The sequence below is a fragment of the Nostoc sp. NMS9 genome (genome assembly GCF_017114995.1).
Taxonomy (GTDB): domain Bacteria; phylum Cyanobacteriota; class Cyanobacteriia; order Cyanobacteriales; family Nostocaceae; genus Nostoc.
In genome coordinates, this window is sequence record NZ_JABXKL010000091.1 from 74,425 (window position 1) to 88,697 (window position 14,273).

Annotated in this window: 12 protein-coding genes; 9 read left to right on the forward strand and 3 right to left on the reverse strand. The window is 40.5% G+C overall.

Annotation, left to right across the window (positions count from 1 at the left end; translation table 11 throughout):
* Positions 1-507: 507 nt before the first annotated feature.
* Positions 508-1,458, forward strand: a complete 951-nt coding sequence (accD, locus tag HWQ40_RS29400) for an acetyl-CoA carboxylase, carboxyltransferase subunit beta (protein WP_292785226.1) — start codon at positions 508-510, stop codon at positions 1,456-1,458.
* A gap of 213 nt (positions 1,459-1,671) precedes the next feature.
* On the opposite strand, the gene HWQ40_RS29405 is transcribed toward accD, so the two are convergent.
* Positions 1,672-3,093, reverse strand: a complete 1,422-nt coding sequence (locus HWQ40_RS29405) for an MFS transporter (RefSeq protein ID WP_292785228.1) — start codon at positions 3,091-3,093, stop codon at positions 1,672-1,674.
* Between the two features lie 227 nt (positions 3,094-3,320).
* On the opposite strand from HWQ40_RS29405, the gene HWQ40_RS29410 reads away from it, so the two are divergent.
* Together HWQ40_RS29410 and HWQ40_RS29415 are read left to right on the forward strand one after the other, a co-directional pair.
* Entirely contained in the window at positions 3,321-4,541 is a 1,221-nt protein-coding gene (locus HWQ40_RS29410; RefSeq protein ID WP_292785519.1) for an ABC transporter substrate-binding protein, read from the forward strand.
* 253 nt (positions 4,542-4,794) lie between these two features.
* Positions 4,795-5,364, forward strand: coding sequence for a restriction endonuclease subunit R (locus HWQ40_RS29415; RefSeq protein WP_292785230.1), 570 nt, complete (start codon positions 4,795-4,797; stop codon positions 5,362-5,364).
* A 68-nt stretch (positions 5,365-5,432) separates the two neighbouring features.
* Here the strand turns inward: HWQ40_RS29415 and HWQ40_RS29420 are convergent, their stop codons facing one another.
* Positions 5,433-7,877 (reverse strand): ATP-binding protein, encoded by a 2,445-nt coding sequence (locus HWQ40_RS29420; protein WP_292785232.1) that lies wholly within the window; start codon positions 7,875-7,877, stop codon positions 5,433-5,435.
* A 246-nt stretch (positions 7,878-8,123) separates the two neighbouring features.
* Here HWQ40_RS29420 and HWQ40_RS29425 point away from each other — a divergent pair, with 246 nt between their 5' ends.
* From HWQ40_RS29425 to petJ, 6 genes are all read left to right on the forward strand, one after another.
* Positions 8,124-9,032, forward strand: coding sequence for a carbohydrate ABC transporter permease (locus tag HWQ40_RS29425; protein WP_292785234.1), 909 nt, complete (start codon positions 8,124-8,126; stop codon positions 9,030-9,032).
* Entirely contained in the window at positions 9,029-9,865 is an 837-nt protein-coding gene (locus HWQ40_RS29430; RefSeq protein ID WP_292785235.1) for a carbohydrate ABC transporter permease, read from the forward strand. Before HWQ40_RS29425 ends, HWQ40_RS29430 begins: the two co-directional genes overlap by 4 nt.
* Positions 9,866-10,068: 203 nt before the next feature.
* Complete coding sequence (locus HWQ40_RS29435) at positions 10,069-10,284, forward strand: hypothetical protein (RefSeq protein WP_099100724.1); 216 nt, start codon at positions 10,069-10,071, stop codon at positions 10,282-10,284.
* A 133-nt stretch (positions 10,285-10,417) separates the two neighbouring features.
* On the forward strand, positions 10,418-10,909 hold the full coding sequence (psbV, locus tag HWQ40_RS29440; protein WP_292785236.1) for a photosystem II cytochrome c-550: 492 nt from the start codon (positions 10,418-10,420) through the stop codon (positions 10,907-10,909).
* A gap of 250 nt (positions 10,910-11,159) precedes the next feature.
* The gene (gene petE, locus HWQ40_RS29445; RefSeq protein WP_292785238.1) at positions 11,160-11,579 is read left to right on the forward strand and encodes a plastocyanin; all 420 of its coding nucleotides are present in this window, start codon (positions 11,160-11,162) and stop codon (positions 11,577-11,579) included.
* A gap of 243 nt (positions 11,580-11,822) precedes the next feature.
* Positions 11,823-12,167, forward strand: coding sequence for a cytochrome c6 PetJ (gene petJ, locus HWQ40_RS29450; RefSeq protein WP_292785240.1), 345 nt, complete (start codon positions 11,823-11,825; stop codon positions 12,165-12,167).
* 463 nt (positions 12,168-12,630) lie between these two features.
* On the opposite strand, the gene HWQ40_RS29455 is transcribed toward petJ, so the two are convergent.
* Entirely contained in the window at positions 12,631-14,130 is a 1,500-nt protein-coding gene (locus HWQ40_RS29455; protein ID WP_292785242.1) for a hypothetical protein, read from the reverse strand.
* Positions 14,131-14,273 lie beyond the last annotated feature (143 nt).

Genomic DNA, 14,273 nt, shown 5'->3' on the forward strand with positions numbered 1-14,273 from the left:
TACACAATGCCCAATGCCCTATACCCATAGTCAATGCCCTTTCATAAGAAATATTTATAATTCGTGACTGTAACCAACATTACCCCATCTACCTTTCACATTTTGATAATATTCAGCTTGTGACTTGTATTACCCTCTTAACGACGATTAACCGTTGGCAAGCGCAACTAGTACAACAGATGCTGATTGTTCAGAACCTAGCAATACGAATAATTGATTTGGGTGGGAGGGGGAGAGCATCTTATTTGGAGGTTGGTATTCTCATGGCTTTGTCACTACGTCCATATAATTAAGTCTGCTGAAAAAAAGAGCAAGAGACTTGTATTGGTATAAGTATTTTCGTTAAGCTGGCAACCAAAGATGAAAATTAAGGTCTGAATTGCTTAAAAGCTTAGTTTGACGATGTAGCCATTAGTCTTAAATAAAGAAAAATGACTAATGACTAAGGACAACCCAATACGATTTGACATGTTTTTGACCTCATACCCACTTAAAATAAAATAAAAAATGGCTAACAACGAAGAATCACGTGGTTTAAAGTCTCTATTTGATTGGTTTGCAAATCGAAGGAAGTCAGGATCTACCAGCCTCGAACGCCAAGAACGTGAAATTGCTGATGGTTTGTGGCATAAATGTTCCAAGTGTGGCGTGTTGGCATATACAAAAGACCTGAAAGCCAATCAGATGGTTTGTGTCGAATGTGGTCATCACAATCGGGTAGATAGTGATGAGCGCATCCGTCAATTGATAGATAACAATACCTGGAAACCGCTGGATGAGCATTTGCGTCCAACCGACCCGCTAGAATTTCGCGATCGCAAACTCTACAGCGATCGCTTACGGGAAACACAAGATAAAATTGGCTTAATAGACGCGGTTAGAACTGGTTTAGGTCAAATCAATGGTTTGCCCATTGCCCTTGGAGTTATGGACTTCCGCTTCATGGGTGGTAGTATGGGTTCGGTCGTGGGAGAAAGACTCACCCGGATGATTGAGCAAGCCACTCAACGACGCTATCCTGTAGTTATCATCTGTACCTCCGGTGGCGCGAGAATGCAAGAAGGTATGCTCTCTTTGATGCAGATGGCAAAAATCTCCGCAGCCTTACAGCGCCATAAAGACGCCCGACTATTATATATTCCTGTTTTGACCAATCCGACAACGGGCGGCGTTACCGCTAGTTTTGCAATGTTGGGTGATATAATTTTGGCAGAACCCAAGGCAACCATTGGTTTTGCTGGTCGGCGAGTGATTGAGCAAACCCTGCGGGAAAAACTACCTGAGAATTTCCAAACTGCTGAAGATTTGCTCCAGCATGGTTTTGTTGATGATATCGTACCCCGTACCCAATTAAAGAACACCCTAGCCCAGCTGATTGCTCTACACCAGCCTGTACTAACAACACCTCACATGGTGTTGTGGGAAACAATGTCCTTGACTTCTACTGCCGCAGAATAGTCAAAAGTCAAAAGTGAAGAGTCAGGAGTGAGGAATTATGAGTGAAAAATTTATAACTTCTCACTCCTGACTTTTAACTCCTTACTCCGCACTCCCTAAGGAACTTCCAACTAAAAAAATATCCCATCGCATTTAGGGCAGGGGACAGGGAGCAGGGGGGAGGAACTGTCGTGTTGAGTCCATAAATTGGGATAATTTATTTTTTGGAGTTCCCTAACCTCTTTGCGGCTCTTGGAGAAACATGAGTGGAACAAGGGCTACTAGTCGGAATAAACCAGAGAGGACAAACAAGCTTAGTAAACCTCCAGACTGGGCAAATTGGACGATGAAACTGCCTATAGTTGTGCCCAAAGCACCACTTACTCCAGCAACGGCAGCTGCAATCGCAAAATAGATAGACTGATTTTTAGTTGGTGCGATCGCCAATTGTATATTGTTGTTGCACAAGTCAATTGCCGCCCAAGTCCCTCCAGTCAAGATGTGTAACAGTGGCAACCACAGCCAGATGTCAAGGCGATTAACACTAATCCCTAGCCACAGCAATGGTGTAGCTGCAACCAAAATCCCAATACAGATGAGGATGGGACGATTGCCTATCTTGTCTGCTAATTTTCCCCACAAGATAAGCATCAGCAAAGTCGCCCCCGCCTGAAGGCTGTTGTAAATAGTCACATAGCTGACATCTAAATCCAGCGTGTCAAGCATATAGAGGTTAAAAAAAGGACTGCTGAGGTTAACAGCAAGCGTCCAGAAGCTGAAATACAGCAGAAATACCAAAAAGTTAGAGTTTTTCCAGATGCTGTTAGTTGACTGGTCTTGTGGTGGATGAATTGATTGAAGCACTTCAGAAGATTCATCTTTTGCAACCTCTGATTGAATCTCACTTGTTTGTGATGACTTGCCATAATAAGTGTTTTGCGATTGCGGATTCATATCCACCTGGAAAGACTGACACCCCAATCCCACAATCCCAAAGACAATGCTTATCAGTAGAACTATCCCATAACCTTGTAAAGTTCCGCCATACCAATGTGATACAACTAGACCAGCCATTGGTACGCAAACCAAATTAGTTAGACTAGCAGCACTATTGCGTGTCCCAAAATACCTGCCTCGTAATCGCCGGGGAACTATCATTGCCACCCAACTTAGCCACGATGCAGTTCCTAGTCCTCCCAAAAGATTGCTGAATAGAACAATCAAGAGTGTCAATATGACTAACTGGTGAGCATCAATCACTCCCAAGCTGGCACTTACAATACCAATTACTAAAATCAGCCATAGCAGCCGACCAATTCCGTGTGTCCGAAGCGAATATTGAAAGCGGCTGGTGCTACGTTCAGACAAGTAAGCACCCAACGGCTGAATGAGATTGACCAACATGGGAATAGAAGACAGCATCCCAAATACCACTGAACTAGCACCCAACTCCACTAATAAATTGCTGAGTAAAATCCCGCCAGTTCCAAGAGAGTAAACCGATGCTAAGACAGAATCCGCAGTAGAGGCTTTTAAACTAGTGCGAATAGTATCCTTGGAAATTCGAGAGTTTGAAGAGATTGCTGTTGGTGGTGAGGCAATTTGGGTAAATTCCAGAGTCAATGGCACAGTTGTTTCAATCTGAACAGAATCCATAAACATAGATTATGGGTGAAGTATCCTCGGATAAATCAGGTTGCACAGGAACTCAGTATGCTTTAATTAGCATTGCTGATAATTTTTCGTTATTTTAGCTTGCAATTTTCAACCAAAATTTCAAATAAGTAAAATATCATTCCTTAATAACACAAGGTATAAGCCAGGAAAGAGAATATTATTTGTTTGTGAACAATAAAGGATTATTTAATTTTTTGGCATTGGTGATGGCGATCGCGATCGCTATTATTGCTTGTCAAAGCCTACAATTGTCAAGCAAACCGTTAGCATCTACCGCAGTCACCATCAAACTTAGTGGTTGGGGAGGTTCTCCCGTTGAGCAAAAACTCTTGAGACAAGTACTGCAAGACTTTGAAGCACAACATCCAACTATTAAGGTCAAATATGAGGTAATTTCCGACCAATACATGGATGTAATCAAAACTCGTTTAGTTGGGGAAGCTGCACCCGATGTTTTTTATCTAGATGCACTGGAAGCTCCTTTCTTGATGAGTCAAAATGTTCTGGAACCGTTAGATAGTTATATCACTCCCAAATTTGACTTAGTAGACTTCGAGGATACCCTACTCAACAGTTTTAAATATCAGAACCAGATTTACGGTCTTCCTAAAGACTATTCTACCCTTGCTTTGTTTTATAACAAAAAAGCCTTCGCCTTTGCAGGCTTGAGTAATCCGCCAGCGACTTGGGATGAATTACGTAACTACTCGCAACAATTAACAGGCAAACTTAACAAATATGGCTTTGGGGAAATTCCAGAATTAGCACGTCAAGCTTATAAAATTAAAGCCTTTGGTGGACAACTTGTTGATCAAAATGGTTATGCTAATTTTGCGAGTGCACCAGGTTTACAGGGTTTAGAGTTGGTAGTAAACCAGTATCAAAAAGACCGCTCCTCTGCCCAAAAATCTGATGTAGGGACAAATTCAGGTAGTGAAATGTTTGGTCAAAGTAAAGTGGCAATGGTGATTGAAGGTAACTGGGCAATTCCCTATTTAACTGAAACCTTTCCGCAATTAGAGTTTGGTACTGCACCAGTGCCTACTATTAATGACAAAAAAGGCACGATGGTGTTTACAGTTGCCTACGTAATGAATAAGCAAGCACAACACAAAGCCGAAGCCTGGGAGTTGATTTCTTATCTCACAGGTAAAGAAGGAATGCAAAAGTGGACAGGAACAGGGTTTGCTTTGCCAACACGTAAATCAGTGGCAAAGAATTTGGGTTATGACCAAGACCTGTTGCGATCGCCATTAGTGGCAGGAGTTAATTATGCTACACCTTGGCAGGTAGGTCAGTATCCAGCTGCGATCGTCAATAATTTTGATAACCAGTTTGTCAGCGCCTTATTGGGACAACAACCATTAAAGCAAGCGATGCTGAAGGCACAGAATGAAGCTAATCAGCAAATTAAGACGATGGAGTAAGTAATCTTTCTTACCTCTACCAAACTTACCAAGACCAGAATCAAGATATCTATTAAGTTGGTTAATGTGTTCACGCTCGATTGACTTGACGTTCTTTAACTCAAAAACAAGCTGTCTATTGCCATAGCCTTGATAAATCTCTTGAAGAAAATCAATTGACCTATTATTGTAAAAAATTAGGTCTCGAATCAATCTTCCAGATTCTGTACGACTCTGCTTTGCTAGCAAAGTCAAGGTCTGGTTTGGACTCCAATTGGTTGAGGATGAGCAATTTTTTAGAGAGTGGCAAGATAACTTACCAGAAATCACTAACTCTCAAAAACAACAGCTTGACCGAGTTAAGGCAAGTTATGCTAATTTGCTCAAGTACCCTCCCCTGCTGGAAAACACTGTCAAGATGGTGCTGTTATCTCCCTTGTTGGATTTAGCAGACTTTTATCTATCTCCGTTTCATGTTAAATCAGAAAAATCTGTAGAAGTTTCGGCTGTTGATGAAGGCGTAAAAATCAAAGGGCAGATTGATATCTTAGTTTTGTTTGAACAGCTAGTAGTAGTAGTTATAGAGTCCAAACAAGCAGCTTTTTCCGTTGAGGTGGGCAAACCACAGATGCTAGCTTATATGCTGGCAAGTTCTAACTCGGATAAACCAGTATATGGACTAATCTCTAATGGCAGTAGTTTTCTTTTTGTTAAATTAATTAAACAAGAAACACCAAAATATATATTATCTCGCTTGTTCTACATTTTCAATCCAGGTAATGAATTGTATACAGTTTTGAGTGTGTTGAAGTGTCTGGGTCAATTAGCGAGAAATGGCAGTTAGGAGAGTCTTCCTAAAATTATTTTCCCAAACTGCCAAAAGTAGCGATCGCCATTTTTCTCAGCCTATTGCTAATACAATCCCCATTCTAATTTCAGAGTTTCTAACTTAGGATTCTTTACACTCATTCTCTGACACTCTTCTAAAAATTCCTTAACTTGTCCTTCATTAAGACTTAAACCACCATCTTGTAGATTATTGATGTAAGTAATCACGTCTGAAGTTGTTAAAGACGAATTTATTTCTTCTAGAAGAATAGCATTTTTAACTTCCCGGCAAACCAACTCAATATCTGATGAAGTAAATCTCCCACTTTTATCTGCCAGAATTTCAAAGTTTACTAGCTGATTAATATCAATTCTTGACAAATAGTATTGGAATAAATTTTTTCTCTCTATTTGATCGGGCGGGAAAACAGGAATCTTCCAATCTAATCTACCAGAACGCTTCAAAGCACTATCAATACCACTCAAATAATTAGTAGCAGCAATGACAATTACATCACTATTTTGCAGATTATTTAGTTCTATGAGTAATTGGTTAATGGTCGCTTTTTGGTCTGTGTGTGCGTTGTCTTCATTGCGATTAAACCCAATACTGTCTAACTCATCAATGAATAAAAGTGAAGGAGCTTTTTTCTTAGCTTGAGCAAAGATATCTCGAATATTCTTTTGACTTTGCCCTATCCAAATACTGACAATATCGGCAGGAGAGAACTTAAAGAAATATCTCCCAGACTCATTAGCAAAGGCATTTGCTAGTAAAGTTTTACCACATCCTGGTAAGCCATAGAAAAGAATTCCACCAATTGAACTCTTGTATCCTTTAGATTGCAGCTTCAGGAGTCTAGTTAGTTTCTCTTTTTCTTCATTCAGCCCTTGCACTTGGCTAAAGTCAAGTTTAAATTCTTTGACGCGGTTAGTAATTGGATATGCTTGTACTAAACTAGGTTTTTTAGCTCCATAATTAAAAGATGGATAGTCGATAGAGTCAAAGGATACTGGAACTAATTGGTGTTTTTCATAATCAGGAGCCATGATTACAACTTGGAAGCGATCGCCATAATATCCAGAAAACTTATATTCTAATATTTCCTTAGCTTTTTTCAGTTGGTAATAGTTGCGCGCTATCTCAAAACCGGGAATTACCAACCAAAGACTTTCTAGTTTATTTGGCCATACTTTTGATTTCCTCAAAACTCTTTTAATTGAATCTAAAAAGAGATTGTTATCCTGAAATTCTTGGTATTTGAGAGTTTCTATCTCAACCACTACCTGATTTTCTACATAGACTTCTATGATTTCATTTTGGTACTCTTCATCATCTGATGTATCTTCATCGATTGTTTCTTCATCTCTAGAAGTTAACTCAACTTCACAGCCGATATTAGACAATCCATACCCTAGGCTTTCCAAAGTTTTAATAGCAAAATACTTAAGATAGATATATTCTTTACTTTCCTGCTGCCATTTTAGAGTGTAAAAGTGTTCAGCTTTCATCTTTAATAGCAACTGTGATTCAGCCTGTATTTGAGCTTTTTGTAATTCGACAAAGTAATCTTGTAAAGATACATCATCTTCCTCTATTTCATAATATGGAAGTTCCAGTAATAGACGGAAATGGGCGTACACTTCCTCTTGATATTCAATAGACGCTTCATTTGGATATTTACACCTAAGAGTAAAAGTAAAAGGAATTTTACTAGCAACTCTATCTACCAAGTATCCTAAAGCATCTTCTTGTTGGTGAGCTTGGATTTCTAATGCTGATGGACAATGAAATAAAATAAAAAATTGTTCAGAATTATATTTATTGCCATATAGGGATATCTGTTCAAACTGCTGGTCGAATTTTTCAGAATCAAGCAACTCTAAACCAGTGTTACCAAGTATAATACTGGTCATAGTTGAGCGATGAAACTGAAAAATGTTAGCATCAGAGATAGGCTTTTCTTGTTCATCTTCACAATCTCGATCTGAGGCAATATTTATAGGAATTTTCCTAGTGGCAGCTTTAGGGATACTATTGTACCCTCCATATTGATATTTTCTAATCAATTCATAATTAAATATTTTGACAACAATATCACAGAAGAAATCTTCTACTTGCGGAATCAAAAAGATACCTACTGGCTGGTGAGAATCTAAACATGCTTGAAATCGTTCATATTCTTGTTCAGAGCCAAAATCAAACAAGTAGTAGAAAAAATCATGTTTGACTGAAATTGCCTCTTTTAGTTTGTCTGAAATTGATTGAGACTCAGCAACTTCATTTGTTGGTTTTACACCTTTAAGAGAAATAGCTATTTTTGTATCTAACGGAATATGCAAATCCAACCGAGGATTTGCACAAAGTCCCAATTCATCAAGAGCAGTATTAAAATCATCTATGAATGATTGACTTCTACGCTGATAGCCAAACTGTTCTATGATAGTTTTGACCCGTAGGCTTTTTTGAGTTTTACCAGTTCTCTGAAGTTTATTTTTAATCGAACGTAAGTAGGCTGTATATGACATTTTGTGTCCTATTACTTGAATCGGGTTAATTAGCATCTCAAGGAAACTAAATATATAGTTCCCTAAGTTGCATATCCAGCTAACTCACACAAGCGATGTCTTTTGACTTGCTGCTTCGATCTACGCTTTCCAAAGGTAGAGACTCATTTGATGAGACTAAATATTTTTGTACAGGAGTACGATAAATAATCATGCACGACCCATCGCAACAGTCGGATTAGTGCGGGATTAAGCGGAGGTTCAGTAGTGTTTGAAATCAACAGGCGGCGGAGTAACTCGAGATGGAACATCACCGAAGACTTGGCTGGGTATATGTTCATGATGCCCACAATTCTAGTTTTGGGAACTTTTGTAGTCTTACCTATTCTCTACGCCGTTTTTCTTTCCTTGCAAAAAGTCCAACTTCTTGGCGGTATTGAGTACGAATTCATTGGTTTTCGCAACTTCACACGATTAGCTGAAGATGAAAGGGTTTGGATTGCTTTGAGAAACACAGCCGAATATGTAGCCATTGTTGTGCCAACTCAAACTATTCTGGCTTTAATTCTGGCAGTAACTCTAAATTCTGGGATTTGCGGTAAAAACTGGTGGCGCATCCTCTATTTTTTGCCAACAGTCACTTCTTCAGCAGTGCTGACACTCATCTTTATATGGATTTATAACACTGATGGGCTACTAAACGATTTTCTCGCCTTTGTGGGGCTACCTACTTATAACTGGTTGGGCGATCCAGCAGTTGCGCTCAAAGGAATTATGATCATGAACATTTGGTCAACTGCGCCGTTTTTTATGGTGATTTATCTGGCTGCGTTGCAAGATATACCCCAAACACTTTACGAGGCCGCGGAACTTGATGGCGCAAATGGATGGCAGCAATTTATCCACGTTACTCTTCCCTTGCTTAAGCCTGTAACCTTCTTTGTGGCGACAGTGGGGGTAATTGGGACTTTTCAACTTTTTGACCAGTCTTACATCTTCTCTGGCGGTACTGGCGGACCAAACAACGCTACCTTAACTGTGGTGCTGCTGATTTATCAAGCTGTATTTCGGAATTTACAAATGGGATATGCAGCTGCGATCGCATTTTTGTTAACAGCAGTGATCATTGCCATCACTTTGATTCAGCGGCGACTTTTCGGAGGCGAACGAATTTGACTAACACCTCTGGCTTATCCTGGCTCAAAGCCCTGTTGTACATCTTGCTGACACTTTATGCCATCATTACCCTAATTCCCTTTCTCTGGGCACTTTCAGCATCATTTAAGCCACTAACAGAGATTGTCAGTGGTGAACCCAACTTTCTCCCCAAGAATTTTACTCTTGACAACTACAGGCAAATCTTTCTCCAAGAACCGCTATTTTGGCGCTGGTTGTTCAACAGTATAGCGATCGCCGTCAGCATTACGCTTTTAAACTTGTTGTTAAATTCAATGGCTGGTTATGCCTTGGCAAGACTGCGCTTTGTGGGCAAGCACTTTTGGTTATTCCTAATTTTGGCAGTACTAGCAGTACCGACGCAAATCACCCTGATTCCCACATTTTTGATTTTGAAAGCGATCGGCTGGCTGAATTCTTATCAAGGCATGATTGTACCTAGCATGGTTAATGCCACTTTTATCTTCATGATGCGGCAATTTTTCGTTAATTTTCCTAAAGAACTAGAAGAAGCAGCGCAACTAGATGGCTTGAATACCTTTGGAATTTTTCGACATATTGTCTTACCTTTGGCAAAACCAGCACTAGCAGCACAGGCAGTTTTTGTGTTCATGGGGAGTTGGAATAATTTTTTACTGCCTATAGTTATCCTATTTGACCCAGAAATGTTTACCCTTCCTTTGGGGCTGAACACCTTCAAAGGTCAATACATCAGCTATTGGAATTACATTATGGCGGCTTCTATGGTCTTTACCCTGCCAGCTTTAGGTATTTATGCCTTTTTTAATCGTTACTTTATTCAAAGCGTCACCTTTACCGGGGGAAAAGGTTAATAGGTATTAGGGCATTGGGCGTTAATTATTCTCCTTTGCTCTCTCTGTTCCCCATGCCCGATTCCTTAGACCCCAGAACCCATTCTCCATGCCCTATGCCCCATGCCCCATTCCTCAAACAGTATTTTGGGCAACAAATTGCACTCCTAACGTGATATTGGTATTACAGCGACTCAATCTCTATCTATCAGTAAACAAGCATTATGGGTTTTGCAGACCTATCGATCGCAGAGATAGCAGCCGACTACAGTATTCCTGTAGAACAAGTGTTTTCTCTGTGCAACCAACTGGGAATCGCCTACAAACACCAAAAGACCCGTTTGGCGTTAGAAGATGCAAAGGCAATTATTTCCCAAATATCATCTGAAATACGCCCCAATGGTACTAACGACTTGGTGGGTGATCACGAAGTCACCTGAAGGGTTATCTCAGAACTTTGGCTAATAACTGATAGCTAATGATAAAAAACAATGAATCATTAGCAATTAGCAGCTTGGAGATTGAGAATCGCGTTCTTAGCTGTGTTGAGCGTCAAAATCTTTAAGGGGAAACATGTTTATAAAACTAATTGGCGTTGTTGTGGCTACTGTTTTACTCTCGTTTCAGTTGATTGTCGGTAGCGCGACAGCAGTGGAACTAGACGAAGCTACCCGAACAGTGCCATTAAATACTCAGGGTGATACCGTTGTACTCAGCCTTAAACAAGTCAAAGAAGGCAAACGCTTATTTAATTACGCTTGCGCCCAATGTCATGCTGGTGGAGTTACCAAGACAAACCAAAACGTGGGACTCACTCCAGACGACTTGGCACTGGCAACACCTAACCGTAACAACATTGAAGGTTTAGTAGATTACCTGAAAAATCCCACTACTTACGACGGAGAAGAAGAGATTTCCGAAATACACCCCAGTCTCAAAAGCGCAGATATTTTCACAGCAGTGCGAAATCTGACGGATGATGATTTGGAGGCGATCGCCGGTCATATTCTCTTACAACCCAAAATCGTTGGTACTAAGTGGGGAGGCGGAAAAATCTATTACTAAATCCCGGAACTAAGTCATTGGGAATAGGGCATTGGGCATTGGGAATAGGGCATTGGGAAGAATTTAGTCCCCATTCCCCATTCCTTATTCCCCATTACCTATTCCCCATTTACTACTGATTGGACAGCTTTTTGCAATAAATTGCTCTCCATTATTAAAAAAAAAATGGATCTATGACAGATTGTCATACTTTGGTGTTGATTTTATTTAAAATGAGAAAGGGAAAAAAATTGTTTGTTAGGAGAGAGCTATGAAATTAATTTCGGCAAGCTGGCGACGCCTTAGTTTAGCTGTGTTGACAATCCTTTTAGTTGTTAGCAGCTTTGCTGTTTTTACTCCCAGTGCTTCAGCTGAAACCTACAAGGTGAAATTGGGTAGCGATAAAGGAATGCTGGCATTTGAACCGAAAAAGTTGACAATTAAACCAGGTGACACTATTGAATGGGTGAACAATAAAGTTCCTCCCCATAATGTTGTGTTTGATGCTGCCAAAAACCCCACTAAGAGCGCCGATTTAGCTAAATCTCTGTCTCACAAGAAGTTGCTCATGAGTCCTGGTCAAAAGGAAACAACCACCTTTGCAGCAGACGCACCTGCTGGTGACTACACCTTCTACTGTGAACCTCACCGTGGTGCTGGCATGGTTGGTACAATTACTGTCCAAGGCTAGAAACACCAGCGTTTCACACAAGAGATTACTCAGTGAAATTAGCTCATAGCAACACGCCACACTCCTAGAGTGACGCACAAAATACACAGATGGCGGTAACTAGTTCTATCCTTCCCTAAGATGCTAAACAATCTGTAGCGATCAAGGAGTGAACTCGTTACCGCCAATTTTGATCAAATTTGACTTAATCAGGGATTAATCGCGTTTATACTCTTGCTGGAGGCTTGTTGCGAGGAAATTCTGTTGAGAATACTTTTATTAATTCTACTGTCGGCGATCGCCCTATTCAAATTCACATTCATTAGTCCAGCACTAGCTGCCGAAACATCCAACGGTGCTAAAATTTTCGAGGCTAACTGCGCTTCTTGCCATATAGGTGGCGGTAACATCCTTATCAGCCAGAAAACCTTGAAAAAGGAAGCATTGTCAAAGTACCTAGAAAATTACAATCAAGACTCAATCCAGGCGATTATCCACCAAGTGCAAAATGGTAAAAATGCCATGCCTGCCTTTAAAAGTAAGTTAAGTCCTGAGGAGATTTTAGAGGTAGCTGATTACGTTTTTCAAAATGCAGAACAAGGCTGGTAAAGTAGCTATACCGTCTAGTTTTTGTAGGGTGAGCGTTTATCTATCTTTAGTTAATAGCCAGCTAGACGCTCATCCCACAACATAGGAGAATTTATTTATTGGAAATCCCTCAGTGCATTTCCTTCTTGGAACCTTTTAACGAACTTCTAAGTTAAATATTATGGATGACGAACTAGCGATCGCTAATTCGTCAACTACTAAAAAGAATATTTTAAACCCAAAACCATGATGTAGAGACGCGATTTATCGCGTCTTGAAACTACACCAATAACCTTTAACCCAAACGGATTGTATTTTAAACAGGACTTATCAAACAATAGTCGAAAAGAATGATTTTCAGGTAAGGACAATAACCTGCGGGTACTCCAATTAAGAACTCGCAGAGTAGCCGCTTGTTTATCAGACACTGCGAATGCGTCTAGATAAATTACCCTTACCTGAATCCAAAATCATCAGCAGGTGATTATTTTTCTGGATTAGACTTTTGTCTGTTTTCCTTGACTTCGCGCAACCGTTCTACTAATTTTTTATCCGATTCAGCAGCAGATGTAGACTGGCCCTGATTGATTTTCGGCAACAATAACGGTTCAGAAGTAGTAGCTGCCGATGAAGGCGTAGGCTGGTTATTTTTAATTTGCAGTTCAGATAATGGTTTGGGAGTAGCTGCTGGTGCAGTTAATGGTTTGAGAGTACCTGTTGGTGAGGACGTAGGCGGGTTATTTCTGATTTGTAAATTAGGTAATGGTTTAAAAGTAGCTGCTGGTGAGGGAGTAATCTGATTGTTATTGATTCCCGGTGCAGATAATGACGACGGGTTTTGCTCTTGAGTAGTCCCAGTAAGATTGCTCGTGCTGTTTTGGAAACGTAGGTTGAATGGATAGGAACTAATCTGTTTATCGCCCTTGGGGGATTGCTTGTTGAAGTATTGCCTTGCTTTTAATTGCAATTCCGGGGAAATTAACTTGTCTTGAAATTTGATATCTAATACCTTACCATCAGGATCTACAACCAATACACCCAAAACAGCACCTTCAAGATTTGACTTATTCGTGGATAATGTTTGGCGGATGACTGGTTTTTGTTCAGCGTTGGGGTATTGTTGCTGGACTTCCTTTCTCAGGTTGGCGTAGGAGTCTAGCTGTGCAATTGCCTGTTGAGTTCCCTTCGCCGATAAATCTGCTGTTTGTAGCGTGCTTCCCCTAGTTCCAATTAAAGTATCCCCATTCCTTGGAGCTTGTTTTAAAGAATTTATCAGCGGGTTTTGAGCAATTGTAGACGACGCATTAGGAATTGGTTGCGAAGTCGTATTTACCTGTGCTGTTGCAACGGGTGTACTGTCAGATAAGATTGGGGGCTGGGCATTCCGCAGAATATCAGCAGGTATTTGCTGCGACTGCAATTCTGGCAACCTATTTACAGCCAGCGGCTTAGGTGACTCGTATTTGGCGACGCTCTCATTCACATTCACACGAGGAACTGGTCGAGAGAATCTGGTACTGGTATTAAATTTAGAACTATCAAATTTAGACGCGTCAAACCGCAAATTATCACTAGGAATCATCCGCAAAGACTGCCTTGTAGGCAAGGAAGAGACTCTATAGTTATTCGATGATGCCGGTAGCGGAGGTAATACCAGCTGACTGGATGGTGATGGCGCTAATGGGGTTAATCCCGGTTGGACGCTAAAGTTTGGAGCAGCAAGTGGGGCGACTGGAGGTAATTGTTGTAAACCAATTTGGGGTGTGCTTGTGCTTTGCGGCAAACGGTTTTGGTCGGCTTGGCTCAATTCCAAAAGTCCGACTGTCTTGGATGATGCTGTTTCTTTGGGCTTGTTAGACTCCATCGGCATCAATGGTACGATCATAGCGATCGCACCGTGGATACCAAGGGAGGCTATAGCTGCTATCCCAATTGGCTGGCTTAAAATTTCTGGTATATTTTTCAGCAGGGAGACGTAAGACATAGCTGTTATCGTTCACTCACTCAGTTGCAGTTTACTAGCGATTTTCTCTTTTCGATATTGCAATATCTTGCAAGAGATGCGTTCCTCATAAGGAAATAATAACTTCCTCAGTTGGCAATCAAAACGCCAAAATTGCCATTTAT

Coding starts and splice junctions, on each gene's coding strand:
- HWQ40_RS29455 (WP_292785242.1), bottom strand. CDS start 14,130: ATGTCTTACGTCTCCCTGCTGAAAAATATACCAGAAATTTTAAGCCAG.
- HWQ40_RS29405 (WP_292785228.1), bottom strand. CDS start 3,093: ATGGATTCTGTTCAGATTGAAACAACTGTGCCATTGACTCTGGAATTT.
- psbV (WP_292785236.1), top strand. CDS start 10,418: ATGTTTATAAAACTAATTGGCGTTGTTGTGGCTACTGTTTTACTCTCG.
- petE (WP_292785238.1), top strand. CDS start 11,160: ATGAAATTAATTTCGGCAAGCTGGCGACGCCTTAGTTTAGCTGTGTTG.
- HWQ40_RS29410 (WP_292785519.1), top strand. CDS start 3,321: ATGGCGATCGCGATCGCTATTATTGCTTGTCAAAGCCTACAATTGTCA.
- HWQ40_RS29435 (WP_099100724.1), top strand. CDS start 10,069: ATGGGTTTTGCAGACCTATCGATCGCAGAGATAGCAGCCGACTACAGT.
- HWQ40_RS29420 (WP_292785232.1), bottom strand. CDS start 7,877: ATGTCATATACAGCCTACTTACGTTCGATTAAAAATAAACTTCAGAGA.
- accD (WP_292785226.1), top strand. CDS start 508: ATGGCTAACAACGAAGAATCACGTGGTTTAAAGTCTCTATTTGATTGG.